This window comes from Nonomuraea sp. 10N515B (genome assembly GCF_052245915.1).
Taxonomy (GTDB): domain Bacteria; phylum Actinomycetota; class Actinomycetes; order Streptosporangiales; family Streptosporangiaceae; genus Nonomuraea.
Map to the genome: position 1 here is coordinate 1 of NZ_JBQQBQ010000099.1, position 23,828 is coordinate 23,828.

General features: G+C 67.9%; 30 protein-coding genes and 1 pseudogene. 13 read left to right on the plus strand and 18 right to left on the minus strand.

Annotation, left to right across the window (positions count from 1 at the left end; all coding sequences use genetic code 11):
* From ACTWQA_RS55110 to ACTWQA_RS55150, 9 genes and pseudogenes are all read right to left on the minus strand, one after another.
* Nucleotides 1–188: pseudogene (locus ACTWQA_RS55110) on the minus strand (cation:proton antiporter); the annotation flags it as partial.
* 158 nt (nucleotides 189–346) lie between these two features.
* Nucleotides 347–859: a DUF1707 SHOCT-like domain-containing protein gene (locus ACTWQA_RS55115; RefSeq protein WP_327587262.1), complete on the minus strand. Its 513-nt coding sequence runs from the start codon at nucleotides 857–859 to the stop codon at nucleotides 347–349.
* Between the two features lie 5 nt (nucleotides 860–864).
* Nucleotides 865–1,668: an ABC transporter permease gene (locus tag ACTWQA_RS55120; protein ID WP_443166792.1), complete on the minus strand. Its 804-nt coding sequence runs from the start codon at nucleotides 1,666–1,668 to the stop codon at nucleotides 865–867.
* The gene (locus ACTWQA_RS55125; RefSeq protein WP_443166793.1) at nucleotides 1,665–2,630 is read right to left on the minus strand and encodes an ATP-binding cassette domain-containing protein; all 966 of its coding nucleotides are present in this window, start codon (nucleotides 2,628–2,630) and stop codon (nucleotides 1,665–1,667) included. Before ACTWQA_RS55125 ends, ACTWQA_RS55120 begins: the two co-directional genes overlap by 4 nt.
* Before the next feature lie 18 nt (nucleotides 2,631–2,648).
* Complete coding sequence (locus tag ACTWQA_RS55130) at nucleotides 2,649–3,587, minus strand: DUF4097 family beta strand repeat-containing protein (RefSeq protein ID WP_443166794.1); 939 nt, start codon at nucleotides 3,585–3,587, stop codon at nucleotides 2,649–2,651.
* Nucleotides 3,587–4,117: a hypothetical protein gene (locus ACTWQA_RS55135; protein WP_305917400.1), complete on the minus strand. Its 531-nt coding sequence runs from the start codon at nucleotides 4,115–4,117 to the stop codon at nucleotides 3,587–3,589. Before ACTWQA_RS55135 ends, ACTWQA_RS55130 begins: the two co-directional genes overlap by 1 nt.
* Nucleotides 4,118–4,230: 113 nt before the next feature.
* The gene (locus tag ACTWQA_RS55140) at nucleotides 4,231–4,842 is read right to left on the minus strand and encodes a class I SAM-dependent methyltransferase (protein WP_443166795.1); all 612 of its coding nucleotides are present in this window, start codon (nucleotides 4,840–4,842) and stop codon (nucleotides 4,231–4,233) included.
* Nucleotides 4,839–5,465 (minus strand): TIGR04282 family arsenosugar biosynthesis glycosyltransferase, encoded by a 627-nt coding sequence (locus ACTWQA_RS55145; protein ID WP_443166796.1) that lies wholly within the window; start codon nucleotides 5,463–5,465, stop codon nucleotides 4,839–4,841. The genes ACTWQA_RS55140 and ACTWQA_RS55145 overlap by 4 nt, the downstream gene beginning before the upstream one ends.
* 213 nt (nucleotides 5,466–5,678) lie before the next feature.
* Complete coding sequence (locus ACTWQA_RS55150) at nucleotides 5,679–6,254, minus strand: TetR/AcrR family transcriptional regulator (protein WP_443166797.1); 576 nt, start codon at nucleotides 6,252–6,254, stop codon at nucleotides 5,679–5,681.
* A gap of 56 nt (nucleotides 6,255–6,310) precedes the next feature.
* On the opposite strand from ACTWQA_RS55150, the gene ACTWQA_RS55155 reads away from it, so the two are divergent.
* The 4 genes from ACTWQA_RS55155 to ACTWQA_RS55170 are packed head-to-tail and all read left to right on the plus strand — an operon-like array spanning nucleotide 6,311 to nucleotide 8,801.
* Nucleotides 6,311–7,150: an SDR family NAD(P)-dependent oxidoreductase gene (locus tag ACTWQA_RS55155; RefSeq protein WP_443166798.1), complete on the plus strand. Its 840-nt coding sequence runs from the start codon at nucleotides 6,311–6,313 to the stop codon at nucleotides 7,148–7,150.
* Nucleotides 7,151–7,173: 23 nt separating this feature from the next.
* A complete protein-coding gene (locus tag ACTWQA_RS55160; RefSeq protein ID WP_443166799.1) occupies nucleotides 7,174–7,590 on the plus strand; it encodes a nitroreductase family deazaflavin-dependent oxidoreductase in 417 nt (138 codons plus the stop codon).
* Nucleotides 7,591–7,617: 27 nt separating this feature from the next.
* Nucleotides 7,618–8,076 (plus strand): SRPBCC domain-containing protein, encoded by a 459-nt coding sequence (locus tag ACTWQA_RS55165; RefSeq protein ID WP_443166800.1) that lies wholly within the window; start codon nucleotides 7,618–7,620, stop codon nucleotides 8,074–8,076.
* A 47-nt stretch (nucleotides 8,077–8,123) separates the two neighbouring features.
* Nucleotides 8,124–8,801 carry a peroxiredoxin-like family protein gene (locus ACTWQA_RS55170; protein ID WP_443166801.1) on the plus strand — a complete coding sequence of 226 codons (678 nt, stop codon included), beginning with the start codon at nucleotides 8,124–8,126 and terminating at the stop codon, nucleotides 8,799–8,801.
* 132 nt (nucleotides 8,802–8,933) lie between these two features.
* On the opposite strand, the gene ACTWQA_RS55175 is transcribed toward ACTWQA_RS55170, so the two are convergent.
* Complete coding sequence (locus ACTWQA_RS55175) at nucleotides 8,934–9,374, minus strand: hypothetical protein (RefSeq protein WP_443166802.1); 441 nt, start codon at nucleotides 9,372–9,374, stop codon at nucleotides 8,934–8,936.
* An 89-nt stretch (nucleotides 9,375–9,463) separates the two neighbouring features.
* Here ACTWQA_RS55175 and ACTWQA_RS55180 point away from each other — a divergent pair, with 89 nt between their 5' ends.
* The 3 genes from ACTWQA_RS55180 (at nucleotide 9,464) to ACTWQA_RS55190 (ending at nucleotide 10,957) form a co-directional block, all read left to right on the plus strand.
* Nucleotides 9,464–9,658 (plus strand): hypothetical protein, encoded by a 195-nt coding sequence (locus ACTWQA_RS55180; protein ID WP_443166803.1) that lies wholly within the window; start codon nucleotides 9,464–9,466, stop codon nucleotides 9,656–9,658.
* Between the two features lie 219 nt (nucleotides 9,659–9,877).
* Nucleotides 9,878–10,552 (plus strand): DUF4142 domain-containing protein, encoded by a 675-nt coding sequence (locus ACTWQA_RS55185; RefSeq protein WP_443166804.1) that lies wholly within the window; start codon nucleotides 9,878–9,880, stop codon nucleotides 10,550–10,552.
* A 210-nt stretch (nucleotides 10,553–10,762) separates the two neighbouring features.
* Complete coding sequence (locus tag ACTWQA_RS55190) at nucleotides 10,763–10,957, plus strand: hypothetical protein (RefSeq protein ID WP_443166805.1); 195 nt, start codon at nucleotides 10,763–10,765, stop codon at nucleotides 10,955–10,957.
* Between the two features lie 37 nt (nucleotides 10,958–10,994).
* Here the strand turns inward: ACTWQA_RS55190 and ACTWQA_RS55195 are convergent, their stop codons facing one another.
* Nucleotides 10,995–11,495: a MarR family winged helix-turn-helix transcriptional regulator gene (locus ACTWQA_RS55195; protein WP_443166806.1), complete on the minus strand. Its 501-nt coding sequence runs from the start codon at nucleotides 11,493–11,495 to the stop codon at nucleotides 10,995–10,997.
* A gap of 232 nt (nucleotides 11,496–11,727) precedes the next feature.
* Between ACTWQA_RS55195 and ACTWQA_RS55200 the strand changes: the two genes are divergently transcribed.
* Both ACTWQA_RS55200 and ACTWQA_RS55205 read left to right on the plus strand, forming a co-directional pair.
* Complete coding sequence (locus tag ACTWQA_RS55200; protein ID WP_443166807.1) at nucleotides 11,728–12,126, plus strand: STAS domain-containing protein; 399 nt, start codon at nucleotides 11,728–11,730, stop codon at nucleotides 12,124–12,126.
* 426 nt (nucleotides 12,127–12,552) lie between these two features.
* Complete coding sequence (locus ACTWQA_RS55205) at nucleotides 12,553–13,551, plus strand: PP2C family protein-serine/threonine phosphatase (RefSeq protein ID WP_443166808.1); 999 nt, start codon at nucleotides 12,553–12,555, stop codon at nucleotides 13,549–13,551.
* 3 nt (nucleotides 13,552–13,554) lie between these two features.
* Here ACTWQA_RS55205 and ACTWQA_RS55210 read toward each other — a convergent pair whose 3' ends face one another.
* From ACTWQA_RS55210 to ACTWQA_RS55225, 4 genes are all read right to left on the minus strand, one after another.
* Entirely contained in the window at nucleotides 13,555–13,737 is a 183-nt protein-coding gene (locus tag ACTWQA_RS55210) for a CocE/NonD family hydrolase C-terminal non-catalytic domain-containing protein (protein WP_443166809.1), read from the minus strand.
* An 831-nt stretch (nucleotides 13,738–14,568) separates the two neighbouring features.
* On the minus strand, nucleotides 14,569–14,736 hold the full coding sequence (locus ACTWQA_RS55215) for a hypothetical protein (RefSeq protein ID WP_443166810.1): 168 nt from the start codon (nucleotides 14,734–14,736) through the stop codon (nucleotides 14,569–14,571).
* Between the two features lie 110 nt (nucleotides 14,737–14,846).
* Nucleotides 14,847–16,682 carry a sodium:solute symporter family protein gene (locus tag ACTWQA_RS55220; RefSeq protein WP_443166811.1) on the minus strand — a complete coding sequence of 612 codons (1,836 nt, stop codon included), beginning with the start codon at nucleotides 16,680–16,682 and terminating at the stop codon, nucleotides 14,847–14,849.
* A 15-nt stretch (nucleotides 16,683–16,697) separates the two neighbouring features.
* Nucleotides 16,698–16,985: a hypothetical protein gene (locus ACTWQA_RS55225; protein WP_443166812.1), complete on the minus strand. Its 288-nt coding sequence runs from the start codon at nucleotides 16,983–16,985 to the stop codon at nucleotides 16,698–16,700.
* A 243-nt stretch (nucleotides 16,986–17,228) separates the two neighbouring features.
* Here ACTWQA_RS55225 and ACTWQA_RS55230 point away from each other — a divergent pair, with 243 nt between their 5' ends.
* From ACTWQA_RS55230 to ACTWQA_RS55245, 4 genes are all read left to right on the plus strand, one after another.
* Nucleotides 17,229–18,542, plus strand: coding sequence for an NfeD family protein (locus ACTWQA_RS55230; RefSeq protein ID WP_443166813.1), 1,314 nt, complete (start codon nucleotides 17,229–17,231; stop codon nucleotides 18,540–18,542).
* Nucleotides 18,539–19,324, plus strand: a complete 786-nt coding sequence (locus ACTWQA_RS55235) for a slipin family protein (protein WP_443166814.1) — start codon at nucleotides 18,539–18,541, stop codon at nucleotides 19,322–19,324. Before ACTWQA_RS55230 ends, ACTWQA_RS55235 begins: the two co-directional genes overlap by 4 nt.
* 247 nt (nucleotides 19,325–19,571) lie before the next feature.
* Nucleotides 19,572–20,015, plus strand: coding sequence for a CBS domain-containing protein (locus ACTWQA_RS55240; RefSeq protein ID WP_443166815.1), 444 nt, complete (start codon nucleotides 19,572–19,574; stop codon nucleotides 20,013–20,015).
* Complete coding sequence (locus ACTWQA_RS55245) at nucleotides 20,012–21,301, plus strand: SLC13 family permease (RefSeq protein WP_443166816.1); 1,290 nt, start codon at nucleotides 20,012–20,014, stop codon at nucleotides 21,299–21,301. The genes ACTWQA_RS55240 and ACTWQA_RS55245 overlap by 4 nt, the downstream gene beginning before the upstream one ends.
* A 3-nt stretch (nucleotides 21,302–21,304) precedes the next feature.
* On the opposite strand, the gene ACTWQA_RS55250 is transcribed toward ACTWQA_RS55245, so the two are convergent.
* From ACTWQA_RS55250 to ACTWQA_RS55260, 3 genes are all read right to left on the minus strand, one after another.
* Nucleotides 21,305–22,081 carry a potassium channel family protein gene (locus tag ACTWQA_RS55250; RefSeq protein ID WP_443166819.1) on the minus strand — a complete coding sequence of 259 codons (777 nt, stop codon included), beginning with the start codon at nucleotides 22,079–22,081 and terminating at the stop codon, nucleotides 21,305–21,307.
* A 149-nt stretch (nucleotides 22,082–22,230) separates the two neighbouring features.
* Nucleotides 22,231–22,713: a TerC family protein gene (locus ACTWQA_RS55255; RefSeq protein ID WP_443166817.1), complete on the minus strand. Its 483-nt coding sequence runs from the start codon at nucleotides 22,711–22,713 to the stop codon at nucleotides 22,231–22,233.
* Nucleotides 22,706–23,260 (minus strand): TerC family protein, encoded by a 555-nt coding sequence (locus ACTWQA_RS55260; RefSeq protein ID WP_443166818.1) that lies wholly within the window; start codon nucleotides 23,258–23,260, stop codon nucleotides 22,706–22,708. The genes ACTWQA_RS55255 and ACTWQA_RS55260 overlap by 8 nt, the downstream gene beginning before the upstream one ends.
* Nucleotides 23,261–23,828 lie beyond the last annotated feature (568 nt).

The window sequence follows — 23,828 nt, forward strand, 5'->3', positions numbered from 1 at the left end:
AGTTCGGCCAGCGTGCCCACCAGCTCGTCGCCCGGCCTGACGGAGACCACGCCGAGCACGCCGTCGCCCAGCACGAATCCGGCTACCAGGAACAGCGCGGCGGTGGACAGGATCGTGCGATGGGCCAGGCTCGAGACGAGCACGGCGAGCAGCAGCAAGGCGGCGAAAGCCGTCAGCAGGGTGCCCACAGGGAGCCTCCGCAGAAGTCGTACGGATGGGACCTTGCCGACCAGGCTTCCCGGCGCACCGCGCTATACCGTAACAGCACTCCTACCGCAGCCGTCTATACGGGTCCTTGACGCATCCGCTCCGGCAGGTGTGACGGACCGTGACGGCATCAGCCGGATCACGTGCGCGAGTTGCGAATCGTCAGGCGCCCGTAGGGGAGCTCTCCGGTGATGTGGACGTGCAGCGCGCCTGGGCGTGGGCGGCCCGCTGCCTTGCAGATCACGCGGCCCCATTCGGTTCGTACTCCGTCGGCGTTCGCGCTGGCGCCGGCGGGCAGGGTGATCCTGGCGCTGCCGTACGCAAGCCGGAGCTCGATGTTGATCTGCGAGTGCGGGATGAGGGCCTGGGACAGGTCGAGCCGTACTCGGCCGTACTCGGAGTCGATGCGCAGGTGGCGCGGGACGTGCCAGTCGCCTGATCGCAGGATGCGCCCGCCGGTGGATCCGATCCTGACCGCCTCGTCCGGCGGCAGGTCGGCGAGGATCGGTTCCAGGTCCCGGGAGGAGGTGGCGGTGAGCGCCAGTTCGAGGCGTTGCTCCAGCTCGTCCGGGTCGAGCCGGCCCTCCGCGTACGCCTGCTGGACCAGCTCCACCGCCCGCTCACGGTCCAGGCCGGAGACGTGTGTGGTCATCGAGTTCATTGACTGACGGCTCTCTTGTACAGCCGCGTGGCCAGTGGCACGAACACGGCCAGGAGTACGACCGACCAGAGGAACGACACCGGCACCGCGTGTTGCATCGGCCAGGTGCTGGGCGTGGGGATGGCCGGGCTGGTGTTGCCGAACAGTTCGCGTGCCGCCTGGACGAGTGTGGAGACGGGGTTCCATTCGGCGATCGGCTTGAGCGGCCCGGGTAGGCGCGTGCTGTCGACGAAGGCGTTGGACAGGAAGACCAGCGGGAACGACAGGATGGTGGCCACGTTGTTGAAGACCTCCGGGGTGCGCAGGGCCAGCGCGACCGTCGCCGTCACCCAAGAGAAGGCGTACGCGAACAGCAGCAGCATCAGGAACCCCAGGGCGGCCTCCAGCGGAGAGCTGTTGATGCGCCATCCGACGAGCAGCCCGACGAGCGCCATCGTGACGATGCTGGTCAGGTTCATGATCACGTCGCTGACGGTCTGGCCGATCAGCACCGCGGAGGGGGACATGGGCAGCGTACGGAACCTGTCGAAGATGCCCTTCTGCAGGTCCTGCGTCAGCGTGTAGCCGGTGATCTGCGCGCTGGTGACGATCGTCATGACGAAGATCCCGGGGAGCAGGTATTCCCCGTACGACATGCCCGGCAGGCTGATCATGCTGCCGAAGACGTAGGTGAACAGCAGCACGAACACGATCGGAAGCGTGACCACGCCGCCCAGCAGGTCGGGGGCCCGCCGGATCTTCAGGGCGTTGCGCTTGGCGATCGTCGCGCCGTCGGCGAAGGCGATCTGCAGGGCGTTCATCGGGCGGTCTCCTCGATCTTCTCGTCGGCCTGGTGTCCGGTGAGGCTCAGGAACACGTCGTCCAGGGTCGGCCGGCGCAGGCCGGCGTCGCGTACGGTGATGCGCTCGGCGGCCAGGTGGCCGAGTGCGCTGGTCAGCGCGGCCGCACCGCTGGTGACCGGGATGGTCATCCGCAAGGCGGTGGTGTCGAGCCGCATGTCGCCGACGGCCAGCGGCGCCAGCGTCCGTGAGGCGGTCCGCAAGTCGGCCGCGCTGGTGACCGACAGCTCGATGCGGTCGCCGCCGACCTGGTCCTTCAGCTCGTCGGCGGTGCCCAGCGCGATCACGTGCCCGTGGTCGACCACCGCGATGCGGTGGGCGAGCCGGTCGGCCTCCTCCATGTACTGGGTGGTCAGCAGCACGGTCGTGCCTTCCGCGACGAGCTCGCCGATGACGTCCCACAGGCTCACGCGGGCCCGCGGATCCAGGCCGGTGGTGGGTTCGTCGAGGAACAGCACCGGCGGGTGGGCGACCAGCGCGCCGGCCAGGTCGAGCCGCCGCCGCATGCCGCCGGAGTAGCCCTGCACCGGCCGGTCGGCCGCCTCCGTCAGGTCGAAGCGCTCCAGCAGCTCGCGGGCGCGCTGCCGGCTGCGCTTGGCGCCGAGGTGGTAGAGGCGGCCGACCATCTCCAGGTTCTCGGCGCCGGTGAGATGGTCGTCGACGGCGGCGTACTGGCCTGAGGCGCCGATGTGGGCGCGCAACCTGGGGGCGTCGCGGACGACGTCGAACCCGGCCACTCGGGCGTGCCCGGCGTCCGGCTTCAGTAACGTGGTCAGGATCCGCACGGTGGTGGTCTTGCCGGCGCCGTTGGGGCCGAGCAGCCCGAACACCGTCCCCTCCGGGACGTTCAGCTCCATGCCGTCGAGGGCGGTCACGTTGCCGTACTTCTTGACCAGGCCCTCGGCCATGATCGCGTCTGGCATCACAATCTCCTTCGGTCGTCAGGAACGATGGATGGCGATGTCGCCGTGGGTGGTGTGGGCCCGCACCTCGATGACCTGGTCCGACTGGCCGGGGCCGTCGCTGGAGTCGAGGGAGACGTCCACGGTGCCGTACTTCGAGCTCACGTCCAGCCAGGCGGCGCTCCCCGCGGAGATCCCGAGCTCCAGTCCGCCGCCGGTGGTCTCCATGACGACCGAGCCGGACACCATCTCGCCGATCCGCACGCTGCCGTACGCGGTCTTGGCGACGACGCCGGCCAGGGCGCGATCGACGGTGATGTCGCCGTGGGCGGAGCTCAGCCGCAGCTCGCCGGTCACCTCGCCGAGGCGGACGTCGCCGTGGGAGGTCTTGACCGCGGCCGTGCCGTCGATCTCGCCGAGGCGGATGCTGCCGTGGTTCCCGGTGACCTCGGCGTGTCCGGATGAGCGGTCGACCGAGATGTCGCCGTAGGTGCTCTTCAGCTTTAGCCGCCCGGCCTGCTCGATCCGGACGCCGCCATAGGAGGTGGTGAAGCTGACCTCGCCGAGGGGGCCGCGGCAGCGCAAGCTCGCCTCCGACTTGGCGTCGAGGCGTGAGCCCGCCGGCAGGCTGACCGTCACGTCGATCGAGCCCGGTCCGAGCAGCAGCGAGCGCGCCCAGTCCTTGGGAGACTCGATGAGCCTGTCGAGCGAGAGGCCCCAGCCGGACGCCAAGCCGGGCTGCTCCTTGTCCGTCCGCACCAGCAGCCTGCCGTCGGCGTAAACGATCTGGGTGTGCCGGGCGGCCTGCACGTCGGCGTCGTTGAGCTCATCGCTCGGGCGGACCTCCACGACGGTGTCCGTGCGCTCGCTCGCGTCGATCCTGACGTTGGCGGTCGCCAGGTCGATGATGGCGAGGATGGGTTCTGGGGTATCGAAGGTTCGCATGGCGTTCCCCTCGTTGTGGATCGGTGTGGTCATCAGCGCACCCACCCGCTGTAGCGGTTGCCGCTCTGCGTGGTCGGGCGGCGGCCGGAGCCGCGGCCCGGCTCGCCGGGGGCGAGCGCGGCGGACACGGCGCGGACCAGCCAGGCGTTGACCGACAGCCCATCCCGGGTGGCCGCCTCTTCGATGCGAGGCTTGAGGTGCTCAGGGACCCGGAGCGAGATCCGGGACGTGCCGCCCTCGTCGGCGTCCGGGGGTGGCGGCGGGGCAGGCGGCCTCTCGGCTCGCCCGATCTCGCCTTCATCCTCGAACGACCGGGCACTGGGCGGTGGCGTCACGACGAAGTCAGGGTCGCGTCCGCGCAGGCGCACCTCGACCGAGCCCGGTGCGAGGTCCTGGGTGATCTCGTCCGCGGCGGTGGAAAGAGCCTCCAGCAGCGCGAGCCGGGTGGCCGACTCGAGCGTCGAGGTGAGACGTTCCGCCAGCGCACGGGCTTCCTCGCCGCCCGCCCCGGCGGCGATCGCGAGTTCGCGGCGGAGGTAGGCGACATACGGCGCAAGGTCCATGACGCCATGATGACATCATCATGGCGTCATTTCAATCCGTGATGGCGCACATTGGCGTCATTTAGGCGTCACGCGCACGGCTGCGCGTGCAGGCCCCGGACCGTGGCGGGTTCCTAGCTCAGGCAGGCCATCCAGCGGCCGTGCCTCGTCCAGCTGTCCACGACGGGGAATCCGGTGGCGCGCGCCAGGCGCTGGATGTCGTTCACCGATACGGTCGCCCACCCGAACCAGTCCCCGGCGAGTGGGCCGCGGCGCAGCCGTATCCGGTCGACCCGGCTCCTCGTCTCGGGCGCTGCGACCTCGACCAGGACCTCTCCGCCCGGCCGGACCAACTGCCTGACGCGGCGCAACAGCGTCTCGGGGTTGCCGCCGATGCCGATGTTGCCGTCGGCGAGCAGCGCCGTCGCCCACCGGCCGCTGTCCGGGACCTCGTCGAAGACGTCCCGGAGCAGGGCGAAGCCTCCCGCCCTGCGGGTGAGGGTGACGGCGCGGGGGTTGATGTCGATGCCGAGCGCCTGAACGCCGCGGCGGGTCAACGCGGCGGTGAGCCGGCCGGGACCCGAGCCGATGTCCAGGGTCGGGCTGGCGCATCTGCTGAGGAGTGCCTCGTCGCCGTCGACCGGCTCGAACCAGCGCGCGGTCTCCAGTGCGACGCGGGTGCCGTCGACGTACTCGAGCTCGGCGGACGCTCCGGTGAGCGCGTCGCCGTAGAGCTGCCCGATCACCGGCCCAGCTCCCGCAGCGTGGCGGCGAAGCGGGAGCCGGGCGCCTGCTCGGCCACCGCGACGGCGTCCGCCGCGGTGTCGACATCGGTCAGCTCGGGAAGCAGGCGGACGGTGAGTCCAGCCTGATCCAGCCGGTCGAGCTGGAGCTTGCCGGTCTCCGGGTGGGACATCGGCACCCCCTGCAGCAGCGATGGATCCGGCTCGCGCAGGCCGAGCAGCCAGAAGCCGCCGTCCGCGGCCGGGCCGAACACGGCGTCGTGACCTTCCAATGCCTCCACCGCCTCCCCCAGCAGGGCGGGAGTCACCTGCGGGGTGTCCATGCCGATCAGCACGACGGCTTCCGGCCGGAGCCGGTACGCGTCCGAGAACGCCGCCGCCAGACGGTTATCCAGTCCCGAGCCGCGCTGTGGGATCACCACGAAGCCGGGCGGCAGCCAGCTGCCCGGCAGCCCGTCCAGGGCGAGTACCCGCTGGGTGGCGGGCGTCGCGGAGACGGCGAGCAGGCTGTCGCGGAGAGCGGCTTCGGCGAGGGCGGCGGCCTGGTGCGGGCTGTACGGCGGAGTCAGCCGCGTCTTGGCCCTCCCGGCCACCGGCTCCTTGGCAATGATCACAATTTGGGCCACGTGATCGACAGTAGGGCGACGTGGCGTGCTCAATCCTTACGACCTGCTGACAACAGCCGCTCGGCCGGCCACGGCATCGCATGGCGGTTCCCCTCGGCGGGGATGCCAGTTCCACGACAAGTACGGCGGGCACGGCGAGTCTGAGAACGCGCCGCCACCGCCAGCCCCCTCGCCCTGGACGGTGCTCGGGGATCAGTGGCGCTCTCGATCCGATCAGCGGGTCAGGACGCCGCGAACGGTCTGCTCGGTGAGCAGGGCGCGGAAGGTGGGGTCGGTGGCGTCGGCTCCGGCCATCGACCGGCCCAAGACGCCCAGGAGAAGGCCGCCGAGCATCGTGTTGGCGGCATCGGCGACGTTGTCGACGTCGAAGGCGCCGGTCTTGCGGCCTTCGGCGAGCAGATCGCGTAGCGGGCCGGCGATCCAGGTGTCGTTGGCCGCGAGGACCTCACTCATCCGTCCGCTGGCCCCTAGAGCACCCAGGAGGCCGGCGCATGTTCCGGGGTGGTGGCCGAGATATTCGACCAGAGCGGACACCATCGCCCGTAGCCGCGGCTCGGGAGGGTCGCCGGGCGTCGTCGCGATCTGCACCGCCTGGGCTCCTCGCTTGGCGTGTGCGGTGAGCACGAACGCCAGCAGGTCTTCGCGGCCGGAGAAGTAGTAGTAGAGCGTTGCCCGCGACGCCCCCACCAGCTGTGCGACGTCCTCCAGCCGGAGAGGAGGGTCGGTGTGCAGCACGTGCTCGCTGACGTCGAGCAGGCGTTGGGCCAGATCCGCGGGCGGGTTCTTCACGGCGAGAAAGCCTACCGTCTTGAATTTCGACCAGAGTCTAGATTACAGTCTAAACCATGGTTGAAATCTTATCCTATGGGCCATGGGCAGTGATCACAGGAGCCTCCTCCGGCATCGGCAAAGCCTTCGCCGAACACCTCGCCGCAGCAGGTCTGGATCTGGTCCTGGCCGCTCGTTCCACCGACAAGCTCCACGCACTGGGCGAGAAGCTGTCCCGCCACCACGGCATCGCACACCGAGTGGTCACCGTCGATCTCAGCCAACCGGCCGGAGCCTTGGCGATCGTGAAGGCGACCGAAGACCTTGACGTCGGCCTGCTCGTCTCCAACGCCGGAGGCGGCCGCCCGGGGCGGCTGCTCGATCAGTCACTGGACGACCTGCACGACCGTCTCACCCTCAACGCCGTCACCCACCTGGACCTGGTCCACGCCATCGCACCCCGGTTGGTGGCCCGCGGCCACGCCCAGCGCCGGGGCGGCATCGTGCTGGTCTCCGCGCACGGAGCGCTCCAGGGCCTGCCGAACATGGCACACGAAAGCGCAGCCAAGGCGTACGTGCTCAACCTGGGCGAGGCCCTGCACCACGAACTCGCGCCCGCCGGCGTGACCGTCACCGTGATGCTGCCCGGCAACGTCGACACCCCGATCATCGAAGCCTTCGGCCTGGACCGCTCCAGCCTTCCGATCCGGCCGCAGCCGGCCGACAGGGCCGTCGCCGAGTTCATGACGGCCTTCCTCAAAGGCCGCACCACGCACATCCCCGGCAGGCTGATGCGGGTGATGACCCGGCTCATGCCGCGCGCTCAAGCCGTACGAATGAACGGCCGCATGCTCGGCCGGGCAGCCCGTAACCTCCTCACCGACCACGATCCCGCCAGGGCTCAGGCCCAACCGTGATCAGCCCCGGCCTCACACCGCGGATGATCCGTCTCAGCCGCATCCCGCACCAGCTCCTGACGTGGGGCATCCCCATGGGACCGCTGATGCTGCTGCGCACCCGCGGCAGACACAGCGGACTACTCCGCACTGTCCCGATCGCCACGCTGCGCCACGACGGCCACCACTGGCTCGTCTCCCCCTTCGGCGACACCCACTGGGTCCGCAACCTCCGCGCCGACGCCCGAGCCGAACTCGGCCGCGGACACCGCTTCCGCCCGGTACGGCTCGTCGAAGTAGACGACGACCGCAAACTCGAGATCCTGCACGCCTACCGCGGCGCCTTCGGCCTGGTGCCCTTCGTCCGAGACGCCTTCGACGCCGACGCCGGCGCCGAGCCACACGTCTTCGCCAGGGAGGCGCACCGCCACCCCGCCTTCCTCATCCAGCCCGCCGGCTAAGACTCGACAACACCAAGGAGCAGCACTGTGACCACCACGGCCGCATCCGCCGCGCAGACCTACCACATCTTCATCCGGGCCACCCCACGGCAGATCTGGGACGCCGTCACCGAACCCGAATACAGCGCCGGATACCTGTTCGGCGCCCTGGTCGAGACGACCGGCGACATCGGCTCACCGTTTCGCTACCACGCACCGGATCGATCCAGCCTCTGGGGCGACGAGACCGTCCTGGACGCCGACCCGCCCCACCGGCTCATCGTCAGCTACCGCGGCCTGTACAACCCCGACCTGGCAACCGAACCGGCCAGCCGGGTGTCCTGGCAGATCGAACCCGGCGACGACGGCGCCTGCCTGCTCACCGTCGTGCATGACCGGCTCGGAAGCTCCCCCAAGACGGCCGCGCGGGTGGCAGGCCCCAGCTGGATGCGCGTGCTGAGTGGTCTCAAGACCCTGCTCGAAACCGGTAAGCCCCTCAACGCCTAGCAGATCTCACCACTTGTGTTCCATGCGCGATTACCAAAGGGGACCACATGAACACAACAGATCAGACGTACGCCGAGCGACGTGCCACCTTCCTCGCCGAACACACGGGCCAGATTCCGCCGGAGGTACGAGCCGCCCTGCTCGCCGAGCAGACGGCCCTGGACGCGGCCGGTGTGTCCGCTACAGTCCTCGGCCCGGGTTCCACCATGCCCGACGACGACCTGCTGGACGTCCACGGCAGGGCGACCACGCTGGAGCAGGCCCGCGCCGGCCGGACCGCCGTCGTCGTCTTCTACCGCGGCGACTGGTGCCCCTACTGCAACCTCGTGTTCCGCACCTACCAGCAGCAGCTCGTACCGGCCCTGTCCGCTCTCGACATCCCCCTGATCGCGATCAGCCCGCAAAGGCCCGACCGCTCACTGTCGATGCGCCAGATCAACGACCTGACCTTCACCGTACTGTCCGACCCGGGCAACCAGATCGCGCATCGGCTGGGGATCCTCACCGCCCCCAGTCGCGACGCCCACGCTGCACAGCTGGCCATGGGCATCGATGTGGCCGCCGGCAACGCCGACGGCACCACCTCCATGCCCATGCCCACCGTCGTCCTGATCGACGCCGACGGCGTCATCGCCTGGATCGACGTACATCCCAACTACAGCACGCGCACCGAACCCGCCGACATCCTCACTGCCATCACCGACCGCGGGCTGATCGTCCGATAGCTGACGGGGCCCCGTCACCTGCCGTGTCTCGTCATGCAATGCGAACGCCAACGGTTGTGTGCAAGGTGCCGTCGTCGGACGGGACTCGGTGCTGGTGCTCGAACGCCCTGACGCTTGGTGAACCCGACGGAGTCAACTCGGCGGGTGGGCCTGCCTCATCTCGATGCCGAGGCCGGTGTTGCCCATGCCGGCCTGGCGGGCGCGGACGATGGCTTCGGCACGGTCGGCGACCTGGAGTTTGGCGAAGATGTCGTGCTCCACCATCGCGGCCAGCAGCATGGCCGTGCCGTACACGTTTACCGAGGCGTAGTCGGGCAGGTCCGCCACGTTCACCCCGAGCCCGACCTTGGCTGCCTGAAGGACTGGCGCCAGCACGCGCCCGCGGCCGCGTCGGTGGCGGCCCGCCGGCGCTGGATGCCCACGGAGTTTCGAGACGGGAACGCACAAGCTCGCCTGGACCCAGAGCCTGACGCGCGGCCGCTGGCTGACCGCGATCCTGGCCACCGCAGCCTCCGGCGCTCTGGTCGCGGTGGCGCTGCTCGCCGTGCTGCTGGACTGGGCGCTGCTCCCCACCGGGGGTGATCCGATGGCCTGGCCGGACTACGAAAGCCATGGTCTCGTGCCTTTCACCCGAGTGTTGTTCGCCCTGGTACCCGGCGGCCGTGACCAGGCACACCCGCATGGCCATGCCGCTATCCGTCCTTCTGGCCGGCCTCAGTCAGCTCGCCGGCCGGGCACTACGCGGCCACCTTCAGCTGCCCTATTGGCCAACGCAGTGGATCGAAGCGGCCTCCTATCTCATCCTCACGCTCGTCCTGATCGGGGTCACCTATCTGACGATCCGACGGCGAGCCTGAGGCGAAAGAACCTGAGAATGCTCTCGCCCTTGGCGATGACTGCGCGATGGGCGTATTCGTCCCTGGTCGTCGATGCGGGCGAAGGAGGCGCCTCAGGCGCCTTGCTCTATGCAAATCTTGCACACTGCTATGAACACTCCTTCCCTCTCACCCGTATCCCTTGGTGACGGCGCCACTACCAAGGCCGTATCCAAGGGTCCGGAGAGGGGATGATGGCGCATGCGACTCCGTCAGAGCCGTCGCGTTCTCATCAGCTGCGGTATCGCGGCTCTATACTCGCTCACCGCCTGCGCGGGCTACACGCCGACGCCCGTCGCCGACACAGCCGCCCTCAGCACGGAGTCGGCCACCGTCGACACGGAGCCGACCGACTCGCCCTCCACCCAGACGGAGAACGAGTCCGAGACCGGCACGTGGCAGACCAAGTGGGGGCCGCTGTCGGAAACCGACTGCAAGCTCATCACCGGGGTCCGGCTCGCCCGTCTGTGGGAAATGCCTATCGCCCAGGATGCGGTGCAGCGGGCGAGCAACCCCAAGGTCCGCGAGATCAGCAAGGAGATCGCCGATCAGCATCACACCCTCGACCGGCAGGTCCGCGACGTGGCCGCCAAGTTGAAGGTCGAGCTGCCGGTGAAACCCACCGACGAGCAGCAGGACTGGATGAGCGACATCTCGAGCAGGTCCGGGTCAGCTTACGACGCCACCTACGTCAAATGGCTGCGCCTGGCCCACGGCAAGGTTTTCGCGCTGATCGGCACGGTGCGTGGCAGCACCCAGAACACCCTGGTCCGGCGCTTCTCCGAACAGGCCAACGCCGCGGTCCTCAACCACCAGCGCCTCCTGGAGAGCACCGGCCTGACCACTCCTGAGAGCTTCCCGACCCCGTCCATCTGACGGCCAGAGCCGTCCGCGGCGTCTTCCGATCACGCCTTCCGGCGGGCCTCCTGCCCGGCATTGGCCATGGCTGCCATCAGGATGCCTACGCGTTGTGCAGGGCCTGGATACCGCTGGCCGGTCCCGCACCCCGGAGGGAGCGTTGGCTCACCGTCCCTGACGCTCCTGCTGGCGATGGCCCTCGCCAGGCGTAGTACGCCCTTCATCGTCGTGGACACGACCAGAGTCGATGAGATCGATTCCTTCGGCTGTCGCATTCTCGTCGGCGCGAGTCGCCATGCGCGGGACGCCGACGGCCTGGTGATCATTATCGGTTCGGCGGAGTGGGAAGCGCCGAGCGACGAGCTGATTCTCCGGCCGTCCCTCGAAGAGGCACTGATTGAACCGGCGAAACCCAGACGGTAAGAACAATTGCCGCGGCGGCCATGGCTGTGCCGGACGTTCAGACGTCCGGCCAGCCCAGGGGGTGCGGCGTGGTCAGGGGCGGCTCGCCGCCGGCCTCGTTGAAGGCGTTCATCGCCGCGATCAGCGCCCGGCGCTGCTCGGCGGACATCCGCGCCACGATCGCGCCGATCTCCTCTCGGCGGCGGGCCATCACCTGATCCACGATGCGCCGCCCGGCATCCGTCAGGCGCATCAGTACCTCGCGCCGGTTGTGCGGATTGACCTCCCGGACGATCCACCCGGCGGCCAACAGCCGATCAGCCATCCGCATCGCCGTGGAGGAATTGACGCTCAGCAACTCCGCCATCGTGACCAGCTTGGTCTCGCCATGTCCGGCCAGTACCACCAGCATCCGGAACTGAGGCAACGTGATCTTGTCCTCTACCGCGCCCAGCGACCGCGCGGCGACGGCCACCAGCAGCCGCGAGCCGGTCAGGACCGCCGTGACGACAGCCGAGAGATCCTCTCCAGGCACCTGGTGCTCATCGCCTACATTCATAGCAATGTTGTACATGCACGCGACCGCGCCACGGGCCAGCCTTGAACCCGGGAGGATGCTCGGGCATGCTTCGTGCCCCTTCGATAAAGGTTGCAGTATGCAAGGGATCTGCTAGCCTCCCAGCAGGAGAGCCGGGAAGACTGGTCGGCACGCCCAGCCGCCTGCCCCGGAAGGCCGTCATGCCAGGTTCCTGCCCGACCGGCTCCCATGCTGAATCACGGCGGGAGCAGCGGTGACCGCAACCGAGCGTTTGCAGATCAGCGAATTCCAGATCGACTTCCGCGTCACGATGATCGCCGTCAGCGGGGAACTCGACATGGACACCTGCCCACTCCTTCAGGCCAGGCTCGCTGAGGCCATGGCGTTCCATCGGCCACCCCGGGTGGTGATCGACCTCAGCGGGCTGACGTCCGCAGATTCCTACGGTCTGACCGTGTTGATCGCGGCAGACCAGCACGCGCGGACATCCGGCGGCCTAGCGCTGGTCTGCGCGGTCGGAGAGCTCATGTGGGCGGTCTTCCGCCAGCGAGGGCTCCACCAGTTCCTCGACACCCGCGCCACACTCGCTGAAGCCGTCAGGGATCTGCGCGCGCTCGACGAGCCGCGACCACCTGGCTCGACGACCTCGTGATTCCAACGGGTGGAACGGCCTATCGCTTGGTCCAGCTTGATCTGCACCGCCGGAATTGTCGAAGCGGCGGAAAGCCCAGTCGCGTTAGGCGGGATCCAGTCGCAGGCACCGCAGCTTCTCCACGTGACCGACCTACCCGTCAGGGCCCGGTAATCCGAGAGCGAGGGCGTGAGGGGATTCTGCCCGACCGCCGGGGAGCGGCCGACGAGGCAGTGCCGCCGGTGTCAGGAGGTAAGGGAAGGCACTCTTGAGCAAGGACTGGCATTGAGCGACGCTTGTGTGTCGACGGTCACGACGTTGGAACTGCCGGTCACATAGGGTCGGTCGGCGAGCCACCAGGGCAGGAATGCACGGGCACGTACACACGGCGATACGGGGAGTCGAATGAGATCTCAGCAGGCTCTGCGATGGCTACCGTTCGCCGCCATGCTCAGCGTGGCCCTGATCGACGTGCTTGCCGGCCCCGAGCTGGGATTCCTGCCTCTGCTCACGCTGGGACCGACCTTCGCCTCGGTGTCCGGGAGCGTCCGCCGGACCGCCATGGTGGGTGCCATCGCGCTGGCCATTTGCCTGCCCCTGGCCTACTACAACGGCTTACTGCTCACATGGCAGAACAACCTCACCGTCGTCACCATCATCGGGGTCACAGCAGCCAGCATGCTGGCCGGCCACCTACGCCTGCGACGTGAGCGCGAACTGGCCAACGTGCGACAAGTCGCCGAAGCAGCCCAGCGCGTCCTCCTGCGGCCCGTGCCGCGCCGGGCCGGCGATCTCCGGGTGGCCCTGTCCTACACCTCCGCGGCGGCCGAGGCCCAGATCGGGGGCGACCTGTATGAGATTGTCATCACCCCACATGGCGTACGGCTGCTGATCGGGGACGTCCAGGGGAAGGGATTGGCAGCGGTCGAGACGGCGGCCTGGGTGCTTGGTGCCTTCCGAGAGGCCGCCTACGACCAGGCCGACCTGAGCGAGATCGGCGCCCGGCTCGAGGCCAGCCTGGCCAGACACCTGGATGTCGAGCAGTTCGTCACCGCGATCGTCGCCGAGGTCCACGACGACGAGATGTCCTTGGTGAACTTCGGCCACCCCGCACCGATGCTGATCCGTACGAGTGGAGAGGTCCGTACGCTGAATCCGCCCGAGGAAGGTCTGCCGCTCGGCCTGGGTGCACTGGACGCCCTGTCGCCGAAGCCGCACCGGGTGCCGTTCGCCGAGGGAGACCGCATCCTGTTCTTCACCGACGGGGTCATCGAGGCGCGGGACGCCGCTGGGCGGTTCTACCCTCTCGCCGACCACATCCACCTTTTGAGATGGGAAGATCCGCAAACCGCGCTGGACGCATTGAGAGCCGACCTGGTGGAACACGTCGGCGGCCCGCTGGGTGACGACGCCGCGATGCTGCTGTTGCACCGACACGCCAGCTGATGGTCATGGGCGCTCCAGGATGGGGAGTTTGACGGCCGACGGCCCTGCGGGGTCGTGGTGGAGCAGGCGCACGCCGGCGGCCGGGTTGCGGTCCCAGCGGGGGAATGCTCCTGCGGTGATCTGCACGCGGATGCGGTGGCCGCGCTTGAGCCGGTATGCGGTCGGGCAGAGCTCGATCTCGGCCACATCGGGCACGGCATCGCCGCCGCAGCCCTCGGCCTGGCGTTCCTCCTGCGCGCCCTAGGTGACGCCGCGAGCGTGGAGACGCTCGCCTGGTTGTCCCCGCTGGGCTGGGCCCAGCGCACGCGGGCGTTCGCCGTGGAACGCTGGTGGGTGGCCGCCCTGTTCGCCGCCACCGGATTGGCCCTGGTGGCGGGAGCGGGCGCTGCTGGCCAGGCGGCGCGACCTCGGTGCCGGGCTCCTACCGCCACGACTGGGCCCGACCGACGCCGCCGCTCACCTGCGGAGCCCGCTGGCGCTGGCCTGGCGGCTGCAACGCGGCGGCGTGCTCGGCTGGGCGATCGGCTTCGCCGTCGTCGGCGCGATGTTCGGCGCGCTGGCTCAGAGCGTCGGCGACACGGCAGGTCCCCCGTGTCCAGCAGCCGCGGACGAGGGGGAACGGCTCCAAGGGGACGGGCGGCGGCAGGGATTTCGGGGAGCTTGTCCGCCACGCTCGGGCACACGATGGTCTGTGCCGCCGCGGCCGCCGTGCCTGCCTGGGCGGATAACGGCGAGGTCGTGAGAACGAGTGCGATGCTCCCACCTAAGCAAATGGCTCCTCGCCACGGTTTGAACCGTCTCCCTCTGAGCGGATTCCGCATCCGTTGCTCCTTCCAGTCTCATGACCTGGACGGGAAGTCCGGTCTCTGGAAGGTACGGGGCCGCAAGGGGGACAGTTCGGTTGCCTACTGCAATACATGCTTACCGATGTATTACCGAGACGCCCGATTCGGCGGCTGTCCGCTGACCGTCACGGGCGTTTCGTCTGTATGAAGGACGCGCGGGCGGGTGGTCTGGTCAGGCCCCCGGGAGCTGCGCCCCCGATAGGTTCGCCAGGATCTGCAGGAACATCCCGGCCAGCGTCAACAGCACGGCGATGACGATGATGAGCAGTACCGCGAGTCCCAGGGGCAGTCGGTCGTTGCCGTCGCCCCCGGGACGCGGTCCGCTCGCGCGGAGGAACATGCCTCCTGCCTACAGCAGGGTGAAGAGGATGACCAGCCAGACGGCGATGATCAAATACCCGAGGAGCAGGAGCCTGGTTTCGAGCTGCATCGTGCCACCACCTCCCTAGGTCATTCCGCCTCGTGTGTGAGGGTGCGGCGCAGCCCCACCTCGGCGACCACCGGTTTGGGCTCGTTGTTGGCCCGCTCGATCTGCTCCGGCAGTGCCCGCGACATGCCGGCCTTGAAGGCCATCGCCCACATCATCCCGAAGCCCAGCAGCCACCAGGTGATCTGCCAGACCCAGACCGACGGCATGCCGCCGATGCTGATGAAGTTGTTGCCCACGACCTCGCCGGGGCCGATGGCGAAGATGAACCAGAGCGGCCCGGCCACCCACATCGCCTTGCGCCAGCGGCGTTCGGCCGGGGTGGGCGTGTCGACGGAGCGCAGCCAGCCGGTCAGCTCGTCCCTGAGCGTCATCACCTCGCTGTCCGACTGCTCCCGCTTGCGGGTGAACAGCGTGATGAGCACGCCGACGATGCCGCCCACGATCACGCCCCAGGCGGCGCTGTGCAGGTTGAGCGGGTACTTGTAGGTCGTGGAGACGAAGGTGAAGCTCACCGCGATGATTCCGAAGGCCAGGGCGAACGCCATCGCGGGCGCGGTGAACCTGCGCAGGAACAGCACGTCAATAAGCGGCATGTAGAGCAGGAACCCGAACGCCGTGGCCAGGCCGCCGAGCAGGACGAGCGCGGCGCTGTTGGTGAAGGCCACCACCATCGCCACGGTGACGATGGCGAACACCAGCAGCCGGCCCACCCAGATCTGCTCGGCGTGCCCGGCGTCCGGGCGCAGGTAGCGTACGTAGACGTCGCGCATGAGCATGGCGCCGCCGGTGCCCATGTACGCGGCGCCGGTGGATTGCATGGCGGCCAGTGCGCCGATCACCACCAGGCCCGCCAGCGGCCCGCCGACCAGCTCGCCGATGATGGCGGGCACCGCCTGCGAGTCGGTCTCGAAACTGATGACGCCGTCGTTGAGCAGCAACCGGGCACCCAGACCCTGGATCGCCGTGAAGAAGAACAGCGCGAATCCGATGAACAGCGTCGAGGCGAAGACCTGCTGCCAGGGGAAGGGCCGCGGATCCTTGTTGGCGAACGTCCACATGTGGAACGCGGGCGAGGCCATGATCCCCATGAGCGAGAACATGTAGGTGAGCTGGAACATGCCGGTCCACTCGGTGCTGCCGGTTGCCCCCGGGTTCCAGGCGCTGGGCACCTCCAAGAACTCCGGTCCCAGCGCCGGCAGCCGCGCGGAGAACGCGTCCCAGCCGCCGAAGTAGTTGAGCACGACCGCGCCGATGATGACGATGCCCACCCACAACAGCCCGGCCTGGATGGCGTCCACCCAGGCCACGGACCTGATGCCACCCGCGGCCACGTAGAAGAACACGATCGCCGCCAGGAAGATGCTGCCCACCACGACGGGGACCCCTGTGGTGATGGAGAAGATCTGCCCGGCCGCCACTAGCTGGACGGCGGTGTAGAAGGAGCTGAACAGAAACGCGATCAGCACGATCATCCAGCGGATGACCTCGCCCCAGCCTCTGGCGCCGCCGTAGTAGTAGGAGTAAAGGTCGCCCGGCGTGACGAAGTGGTAGCGGCGGCCGAGCAGCCACAGTCGCTTGGCGAAGAACGTCGCCGTGATCGGGATGGTGAGGACATAGAACGAGGCGAAGGCGTACGCCAGTCCTTCGAAGGCGATCAGCCCGGGATGGCCAACGTACGTCCAGCCACTGAACGACGTCGCGGTCGCGGCGAGCAGGAACAGCCACATCGGCAGCGACCTGTCGGCGATCGACCACTGGGACGACCGCTTCGCCCAGGCGAAGCCCTTGATGCCCCAGAAGATGCAGTATGCCCAGTAGATACTCGAGAAAATCCAGACCCATGTGCCGGTGGACATGGACCATCTCCCCTTTCAGGAGAGCCGGGTACCGCGCCCGTCCAGCTCGCGATCGCAGCGGCGGACCATTCTGGAAGCGCGGATGGCGAGGAACGTGAAGACCAAGCCGCCACACAGGCCGCCGGCGAGCAGCAGAGACTCCAGCCCGAGCCCGAGAGCCAGGAACGATCCCTTCTCCGCCAGGATCGCCCCCATTATCAAGGCCAAGCCGAAGCCGAGAGCGCCCATCGCACTACCTCTGGTGGCTGCGCGCGCGGCCGCGGCGCGCGCCTGCTCGACTTCCTTGCGCGACGAGGGTTTCATCGCGATCACCCTAAGCTGTGAGCTAAGTCACTTTGTACGGATTGTCCAGCAGACTCGCCGCCAGACTAGAGGGCCTCTGTCAGTGGACGTGGTCGAGCGATTAACGGGTCAAAGCATGCGATAAGCGGTCGATACTACGCGACAAACGGTCACGACGCTTGATGGAAGCGAGGGTGAGCCACTTGTCATGGCAGAGCCATAGGGCGGAGGCTGGATCTGACAGGGCGTCATTCGGGGGGCGTCATGGGGAGTGGACTTCGCCTGGTCACGGGGGCACTGGTCACGGGGGCAATAGTGCTTACGTGGGTGGCGCTGGCCTTGGTTCCTGCCCGCGCGAACACGGCGACGGTTCTGCTTACTCGCGTCGACGACCCGATCACGCCGGTCATCGCCCAGCATGTGGAGCAGGCCGTACGACAAGCCGAGCGGGACGGTCATCAAGCGCTGCTGGTGGAGCTGGAAACTCCCGGGGGCCTGGTCGAGTCGATGCGCGGGATCGTCAAGACATTCCTCGCGGCAAAAGTCCCGATTGTCGTCTACGTCACGCCATCGGGAGCCAGGGCGGCGTCGGCAGGCGCGCTGATCACGTTCTCCGCCCACGTCGCGGCGATGGCGCCGGCGACGACAATCGGAGCAGCTACCCCGGTGTCGATCGGTGGCCAGACCCCGCAGCCGGTCGACAAGAAGGTCGTCAACGACATGGCAGCGCTCGCCGAAGCTATCGCCCGCCAGCGTGGCCGGGACGTGACCTTCGCGCGGGAGAGCGTCACCCAAGGCCGATCGATCACCGCTGAGACCGCGCTGCGGATCAAGGTCATCGATCTGATCGCCAAGGATCGGGGCGAGCTGCTCAAGGCGCTGGATGGGCGGCAGGTCAAGACCACCGCCGGAACGGTCACCCTTCGCACGGCGGGCGTGAGCGTGGTGGAGACCGGCCTTGGACCGTTCCGCTCGCTGCTGCAGCTGATCGCCGATCCCAACATCGCCTTCCTTCTCATTTCCCTGGGCACACTCGGGCTGATCTACGAGCTGGCCACCCCCGGCATCGGGTTGGGCGGGATCATCGGCGGTGTCCTGCTGATCCTCGGCCTGTTCGCGACATCAGTGCTGCCCGTGAATATCGCGGGGCTCTTGCTGCTGGCGCTGGCAATGGCGATGTTCGTGGCGGAGGTGATCACCCCGGGCGTGGGCGTGTTCGGCATCGGAGGTGCGATCGCCTTGCTGGCCGCCGGGCTACTGCTGTTCAGGGATCCGGTGCAGGTGGACCTCGGTGTACTGCTGCCCACCACCGCAGTGCTCGCGGCGGCGGTGATCTTCGCCGGTCGGCTCGCCTGGCGGGCTCGTCAAGCGCGGCCGGTCTCCGGCGGTGAACTGCTGCTCGACCGCCGGGCCCGCGTGCACGATGCCACAGGCGACCCATATACCGGCCGGGTGTTCCTGGACGGCACTTGGTGGAACGTGCGCTCCACCGATGTCCTGCTGGAAGGCCAGCCTGTCCGGGTCGTGGGCGTAGACGGCATCACCCTGCTCGTCGAACCGCTGGAGGTCTCGCCATGAACGGGCTGCAGATCGGATTGATCGCCGCGGCGGCCGTACTGCTCCTGCTGGGGTTCGCCGCGATCCGCATCGTGCAAGAGTACGAGCGCGGCGTCATCTTCCGGCTCGGCCGGGTCATCGGAGCCAAAGGGCCGGGTCTGTTCTTCATCATCCCGATCGTGGATCGCATGGTGAAGGTCTCCCTGCGCACTGTCACCATGGACGTGCCGCCGCAGGATGTGATCACCCGGGACAATGTCACGGTCAAGGTCAACGCGGTCACCTATTTCCATGTGATGGACTCGATCAAGTCCGTCGTGGCGATCGAGGATCACATCGTCGGCACCTCCCAGATCTCCCAGACCACGCTGCGCAGCATTCTGGGCCAGGTAGATCTGGATGAACTGCTGGTCAACCGCGAAGAGATCAACCAGCGGCTGCAGCAGGTCATCGACGCGGTCACCGATCCCTGGGGAGTCAAGGTCACCCTTGTGGAGGTCAAGCACGTCGAACTACCGGAAACCATGCGCCGCGCCATGGCCCGCCAAGCCGAGGCGGAACGCGAGCGCCGTGCCAAGGTCATCCACGCCCACGGCGAGCGCGAGGCCGCCGAAACCCTCGGCCAGGCCGCCGAGATACTGGAACGCCACCCGGCTGCGGTGCAGCTGCGAATTCTGTCGACCATGACGGAGGTGGCAGGCGACCGCAACTCCACCCTCATCTTCCCGTTGCCCATGGAACTGCTGCGCTTGATCGACACTCTGCGCGGCGCACTCGATCAGCATCGTCCCGTCAGCCCCTGAGCCTGCGGCCGTGAAAGCCGCCAGCCCGCGCCGGGTCGTGCCCGCGCCGCCACGGTGGACCACGGCCACCCGCGAGAAAGTCGCTGAGCTGCGGAAGCGGGTTGAACATTGACGACGAGGCGATGCTTCCGCTTCGGCTTCGGCCGGAGGCGGTGGTCGCCATCGTGGCGATCATTGGTACGTTGTTGACAGGTGTGCCGGGAAGTCTGGTCGGCGATTCCCATTGTCGACCTAGAAAGGCTCGCGGATGCGTGCACGCAACCTGGCCACAGGGTTCCCGACCGTCACCCTGGACACACCTATCTACGAGGCCGCCCGGCTCTTGGCCGAGCAGGACTTGCCTGGCCTGATCGTGGTCGACGAACAGGGGCTTCCCTCGAGCATCCTGCCGGGCACACAGGTGCTGCGCCTGGCGGTGCCGGGCTATTGCCAGGAGGATCCGGCGCTGGCGAGGGTGGTGGACGAGGCGCACGCCGACCTGTTCCTGCGATCGCTGGCCGGAAAGACCGTACGTGAGGCGCTGCCGAGAGAGCCGCGCGAGCTGCCGGTCACGGATCCCGATGCCACGGTGCTGGAGCTGGCGGCCTTGATGGCGCGTACACGTAGTCCGCTGGTGGCGGTGGTGGACGACGGGCGACTGGTCGGCGCTGTGACGCTGCAGGCGCTGCTGGACTGGGCGGTGTCCGCGTGACGTTCACCGCATGGCTGGCGGTGGCGGTCTTCCTGGGCGCATATACGCTGATCGCGACCGAGAAGATCCACCGCGTCGCGGCGGCTCTCGGCGGCGCGGGGATCATGCTGCTGATCCACGCCACCGATGCCCAGGCGGCATTCTTCTCCGAGTCAACGGGCATCGACTGGAACGTCATCTTCCTGCTGCTGGGCATGATGGTCATCGTCGGTGTGCTGAAGCAGACCGGGATCTTCGAGTATCTGGCGATCTGGGCGGCCAAGCGGGCCAAGGGCTACCCGTACCGGCTGATGGTCCTCTTGGTGATCATCACTGCTGTCGCCTCTGCCCTGTTGGACAACGTCACCACCGTGCTGCTGATCGCCCCGGTGACGTTCCTGGTGTGCGAGCGCCTGGCACTGCCGGCCGCGCCTTTTCTGATCGCCGAGGCCATGGCGTCCAACATCGGCGGCGCCGCGACGCTGGTCGGCGATCCGCCGAACATCATCATCGCCAGCCGCGGCGGCTTGAGCTTCAACGACTTCCTGATCCACATGGCGCCGATGGTCGTCGTGCTCATGGTGGTCTTCATCGGGATGTGCCGCTTCCTGTTCCGTAAGTACTTCCGGTACGACCCGGATCGGGCGGCGGAGGTCATGGCGCTGAACGAGCGAGAAGCCATCGCCGACCGCAAGCTGCTGTGGCAGTCACTCGCGGTGCTGGCCCTGGTGATGGCGGCGTTCGTGCTGCATCCGGTGCTGCACTACGAGCCCTCGGTGGTGGCCGTGCTGGGCGCCGGGGTGCTGGTGGCCGCGACCCGGGTCACCACGCAGGAGGCGATCCGGGAGGTGGAGTGGCCGACGCTGGTGTTTTTCGCCGGTCTGTTCGTCATGGTCGGCGCGCTGGTGGAGACCGGCGTGATCGGCCAGGTTGCCCAAGCGGCGGCCGATGCCACGCAAGGCCAGCTCGGACTGACGACGATGCTGCTGCTGTGGGCGTCCGGCGGGTTGTCGGCGATCGTGGACAACATCCCGTACGTGGCCACGATGAGCCCGATCGTGGCCGAGCTGGTCCAGGGCAACGGCGGGAACGGCTCGGCGCAGGTGTTGTGGTGGGCGCTGGCCTTCGGCGCCGACCTGGGGGGCAATGCCACCGCGGTGGGCGCCGCGGCCAATGTCGTCATCTTGGGCATCGCCGCACGCAACGGCACGCCGATCAGCTTCTGGCAGTTCACCAGGTACGGCATCGTGGTCACTGTGGTCACCATCGCGCTGTGTGTCCCGTACCTGTGGTTGCGCTACCTGTGACTGCTACGCGCGTTGTCGAGCCACATGCGTCAAGGATCCGCATAGACGGGTGCGGTGGTGGTGCTGTTGCGGTATAGCGCGGTGCGCCGGGAAGCCTGGTCGGCAAGGTCCCATCCGTACGACTTCTGCGGAGGCTCCCTGTGGGCACCCTGCTGACGGCTTTCGCCGCCTTGCTCCTGCTCGCCGTGCTCGTCTCGAGCCTGGCCCATCGCAGTGAGGCATGATCATCGCCGTCGTGGAAGTAGTATCTCTCTGCGTACTGGACGAAGTCCACGCGCGTTTGCACCACTTTCGTGGCCACGTCATAGAGCAGGTCGGCGCGAAAGAGGACTCCAACCGGACGAGTCGATTGGAGGCGTGGCTACGCCGCAGGACGGCCAGCTCGATTGCCAGGCGTCTTCTCCGGTTCAGCGCTGGATAGATCTGCAGCACCCATGAAACGGTGGCCGTCAGGAGGCCGAATCCGGCCATTGCCTGTACCGGTGCCGCGACGCGCATCCAGCCTGATTCCGGAACGATGTCCCCGAAGCCCAGCGTGGCCACGTTGACCAGGGAAAGGCAGAGAGCGTCCAGCATGTCCATCCGCCGATCTGGATCCAGACCGGGCGCGAGGACGAACCCCTCCAGGAAATGCGGCCAGTAGACGAGCGTCCAGCCCAGAACGGCCATCGAGATCCACATGCAGACCACCATGACCATGGCCAGTGGTCCGGCGAGGGCCGCGACATTCCACCGTCCACGACGGATGAAGCGCCGGAACACCCGCCAGATGCCCCACATGACGAGACGGCTCAGGCTGCCGTGCCCCACCGGATGCCAGAGCAAACCGATAAATCCCTCCCCTGGCTCGGCTCACGGCCCGTCTGCCCGTGAATGACGGATTCTCACGTTGGGTGATGGGCCGAATGCGTCCCGGACCCATCGGCCGTTCAACGTTCGTCCGCTTCCGGCGTGTTTCGCCGGTTTGACGCTTCCTGTCGGAAGTGGCGCAGGGCGCCCGCGTGGGCGCGTTCTTCGGGGTGCCGGCGTACCCGCCACATGCTCGCCGCCACGGTGACGAGCAGGGTCGTCATGATCACGGCCAGCGAGATCGGGCTGGGGATCTCGGGGATGGAGCGGGTGACGTCCTGGTGCAGGAAGGCGAGGATCAGCTTGACGCCGATGAAGGCCAGGATGAGGGGTAGTCCGAGCGACAGGTACACCAGGCGTTCGAGTAGGCCCTCGATGAGGAAGTACAGGGCGCGCAGGCCCAGTAGCGCGAAGGCGTTGGCCGCGAAGACGATCAACGGGTGCTGTGTGATGCCGAAGATGGCCGGGATCGAGTCGAGCGCGAAGAGCAGGTCTGTGGTGCCGATCGCGATGAAGACGAGGAACAGCGGTGTGATCACCTTGGTGCCGTCCTCCTCAGCCACCAGGCGCCCCCCCGTGGAGGTCGTCGGTGGCGGGCAGCGTGCGCTTGGTCCAGCGCAGCACCGGGTTGCCGCTCACATCAGGGTCCTCGCTACGATGCCGCGCGAGTTGGATGGCGGTCCACAAGAGGATCAGTCCGAACAGCAGAAACGTGGGGGAGAAGAGGGTGATGGCCGCCGCGCCCACGGAGATGAGGACGGCCCTCAGGGCCAGCGCGGCGGCGATGCCGAACAGCAGCGCCTTCTGGCGGTGCTCGTCCGGTACCTCGAATCGCGTCAGGATGATCACGAAGACGAAGAGATTATCGACGGACAAACTCTTCTCCACCGGCCAGCCGCTAATGTACTCCGACGCGATCTGCGCTCCCGCGAGGGGCCATAGGGCGAGCCCGAACACCACCGCCGCCGCGACGTAGAAGGCCGACCATAAGGCCGCCTCCCGTATCCCGACGGCGTGCGGGCGGCGGGCCGCGATCATGAAGTCCAGGACGAACAGGGCGAGCACGATCCCGACCACTGCGAACCAGGCCCAGGCCGAGTCAATGCCCATGTCACTACCTTTCTGTGACCGGTCGTGCGTGAGACAGGAGACGGATCAGGGCCCGGGCGAACGACACGCTCGCCCCTGCCTGCAAACGCCCCTGCCCCTCCGCCGAGATCCCATACAGGTCCAACGACTTCTGCGCCATGGAGGCGGAGCCGTTACTGATGACTCGTACGCTCAGCCAGCGGATCCCCCACGCCCGAACCGAGGGGCGGGGTCTTGGACCTGACATCGGTGTCCGATGAATAGCCGAGTGGAAGGGTTCGTCGTGAGCTGGGGATACCCGGGCCTGGACTGGCCCACGGCGTCCTGTCGGCGTGGGCCGTCGAGCGCAGGCCTGCCCGTTTGAGAGTGGTTCGGCGTGCGCAGCTCATAGCGTGGCTGCCGGCTCTTCGACGGGCGGAGCTTCGTCGCGGCCCGCGTGACGTGGTCCGACGGTGTCAGGCCAGCCTGATCACGTTCCAGGAGACCGGGGGCAGCAGGACGCGCATCGGGTCGTGCTCGACGTCCGCGTTCGGCTTCGGTGTGACGCGGTCCGGGTCGTCGGCCGTGTTGCGGGCGTAGACGTCGGCGT

What these genes read in the sequence shown, in the direction of transcription:
- ACTWQA_RS55115 (WP_327587262.1), bottom strand. Translation starts at nt 859, where the DNA reads ATGACCACACACGTCTCCGGCCTGGACCGTGAGCGGGCGGTGGAGCTG.
- ACTWQA_RS55120 (WP_443166792.1), bottom strand. Translation starts at nt 1,668, where the DNA reads ATGAACGCCCTGCAGATCGCCTTCGCCGACGGCGCGACGATCGCCAAG.
- ACTWQA_RS55125 (WP_443166793.1), bottom strand. Translation starts at nt 2,630, where the DNA reads ATGCCAGACGCGATCATGGCCGAGGGCCTGGTCAAGAAGTACGGCAAC.
- ACTWQA_RS55130 (WP_443166794.1), bottom strand. Translation starts at nt 3,587, where the DNA reads ATGACCACACCGATCCACAACGAGGGGAACGCCATGCGAACCTTCGAT.
- ACTWQA_RS55135 (WP_305917400.1), bottom strand. Translation starts at nt 4,117, where the DNA reads ATGGACCTTGCGCCGTATGTCGCCTACCTCCGCCGCGAACTCGCGATC.
- ACTWQA_RS55155 (WP_443166798.1), top strand. Translation starts at nt 6,311, where the DNA reads ATGGTTGAAATCTTATCCTATGGGCCATGGGCAGTGATCACAGGAGCC.
- ACTWQA_RS55160 (WP_443166799.1), top strand. Translation starts at nt 7,174, where the DNA reads ATGATCCGTCTCAGCCGCATCCCGCACCAGCTCCTGACGTGGGGCATC.
- ACTWQA_RS55170 (WP_443166801.1), top strand. Translation starts at nt 8,124, where the DNA reads ATGAACACAACAGATCAGACGTACGCCGAGCGACGTGCCACCTTCCTC.
- ACTWQA_RS55185 (WP_443166804.1), top strand. Translation starts at nt 9,878, where the DNA reads ATGCGACTCCGTCAGAGCCGTCGCGTTCTCATCAGCTGCGGTATCGCG.
- ACTWQA_RS55195 (WP_443166806.1), bottom strand. Translation starts at nt 11,495, where the DNA reads ATGAATGTAGGCGATGAGCACCAGGTGCCTGGAGAGGATCTCTCGGCT.
- ACTWQA_RS55205 (WP_443166808.1), top strand. Translation starts at nt 12,553, where the DNA reads ATGCTCAGCGTGGCCCTGATCGACGTGCTTGCCGGCCCCGAGCTGGGA.
- ACTWQA_RS55215 (WP_443166810.1), bottom strand. Translation starts at nt 14,736, where the DNA reads ATGTTCCTCCGCGCGAGCGGACCGCGTCCCGGGGGCGACGGCAACGAC.
- ACTWQA_RS55220 (WP_443166811.1), bottom strand. Translation starts at nt 16,682, where the DNA reads ATGTCCACCGGCACATGGGTCTGGATTTTCTCGAGTATCTACTGGGCA.
- ACTWQA_RS55225 (WP_443166812.1), bottom strand. Translation starts at nt 16,985, where the DNA reads ATGAAACCCTCGTCGCGCAAGGAAGTCGAGCAGGCGCGCGCCGCGGCC.
- ACTWQA_RS55230 (WP_443166813.1), top strand. Translation starts at nt 17,229, where the DNA reads ATGGGGAGTGGACTTCGCCTGGTCACGGGGGCACTGGTCACGGGGGCA.
- ACTWQA_RS55235 (WP_443166814.1), top strand. Translation starts at nt 18,539, where the DNA reads ATGAACGGGCTGCAGATCGGATTGATCGCCGCGGCGGCCGTACTGCTC.
- ACTWQA_RS55240 (WP_443166815.1), top strand. Translation starts at nt 19,572, where the DNA reads ATGCGTGCACGCAACCTGGCCACAGGGTTCCCGACCGTCACCCTGGAC.
- ACTWQA_RS55250 (WP_443166819.1), bottom strand. Translation starts at nt 22,081, where the DNA reads ATGTGGGGCATCTGGCGGGTGTTCCGGCGCTTCATCCGTCGTGGACGG.
- ACTWQA_RS55260 (WP_443166818.1), bottom strand. Translation starts at nt 23,260, where the DNA reads ATGGGCATTGACTCGGCCTGGGCCTGGTTCGCAGTGGTCGGGATCGTG.